We start from the raw sequence: 1,352 nt of genomic DNA on the forward strand, positions 1-1,352 counted from the left end.
GCTGAACGCGCTGTCGGCCTTCATCCCCGAGGACGAGCGGCTGATCACCATCGAGGATGCGGCCGAACTGCAGCTGCAGCAGCCGCATGTCGCGCGCATGGAGACGCGCCCGGCCAACATCGAAGGCCACGGTGAATTGAAACAGCGCGACCTGGTCAAGAACGCGCTGCGCATGCGTCCCGACCGCGTCATCCTCGGCGAGTGCCGCGGCGAGGAAGCCTTCGACATGCTGCAAGCGATGAACACCGGCCATGAAGGCTCAATGGCGACCATCCACGCCAACACGCCGCGCGACGCCATTTCGCGCCTTGAGCAGATGCTCGGCATGACCGGCATGCCGATGACCGTGCAGTCGATCCGCAGCCAGATCGCCAGCGCCATCGACATCATCGTGCAGTTGACCCGCCTGTCGGACGGCAAGCGCAAGGTGACCAGCGTCGCCGAGGTGACCGGAATGGAAGGCGACGTCATCCAGATGCAGGAGATCTTCCGCTTCGTGCGCACCGGCATGGAGGCCGACGGCAAGATCCTCGGCCATTACGAGGCGACCGGCATCCGCCCGCGTTTCCTCGAGGACCTGCGCGCCATGGGCATCGAATTCCCGGGCAAGTATTTCGAACCCGGCCGTCCGCAGGAGTGAACGGTGTTCGAGGGTTTTAGCGCGATCTACGTCGTCTATGCCGCGGCCGCGCTCACCGGCATCATGATCGCCGAGGCGTGCTACCTGCTCTATGCCGGCCGCAGCGACAAGCGCACGGCCATCAACCGGCGCATGAAGCTGCAGGAGAACAAGATCAGCCAGGAGCAGGTGCTGATCCAGCTGCGCAAGGAACGCGGCCTGGAGGCCGGCGCCTCGGCGTTCTCGCTCGACCGGTTCCGCGCGTTGCGCACCCAGTCCGGCATGACGATGCCCTTGTCCAAGTTCCTGACCATCACCTCCGGCGTGGCGCTGGTGCTGGGCTGCGTGGCCGTCTGGTACGGACTGCCGCTGCTGATGGGCCTTCTCCTGTTTGTCGTGCTGCTGCCGGTGCTGCCGGTCATGGCGATGCGTTTCCAGCGCGGCCGCCGGCTGAAGCGGTTCGGCATGCAGTTGCCGGAGGCGCTGGAACTGATCACGCGCGGCCTCAAGGCCGGCCATCCGGTGCCGGTGGCCATCGCCATGGTGGCGCGCGAGATGCCGGACCCGATCGGTACCGAGTTCGGCGTCATCGCCGACGAGGTGACCTACGGCTCGGACCTGGTGTCGGCGCTGAACTCGCTGTTCGACCGCGTCGGCCACGAAGACCTGCCGCTGTTCGTCACCGCGGTCTCGATCCAGACCAGCTCGGGCGGCAATCTGCGCGAAATCCTGG

2 protein-coding genes are annotated in these 1,352 nt (G+C 66.1%); both read left to right on the forward strand.

All coding sequences use genetic code 11. The features are described 5' to 3' along the window. Positions 1–640: ATPase, T2SS/T4P/T4SS family (locus EN780_RS34285; protein ID WP_133372880.1), on the forward strand; the 640-nt coding region annotated here is incomplete at its 5' end. A gap of 3 nt (positions 641–643) precedes the next feature. Beyond that, a partial coding sequence (locus EN780_RS34290) for a type II secretion system F family protein (protein ID WP_128276463.1) occupies positions 644–1,352 on the forward strand: 709 nt, incomplete at its 3' end.

The organism is Mesorhizobium sp. M4B.F.Ca.ET.089.01.1.1 (assembly GCF_004022605.1).
Taxonomy (GTDB): domain Bacteria; phylum Pseudomonadota; class Alphaproteobacteria; order Rhizobiales; family Rhizobiaceae; genus Mesorhizobium; species Mesorhizobium abyssinicae.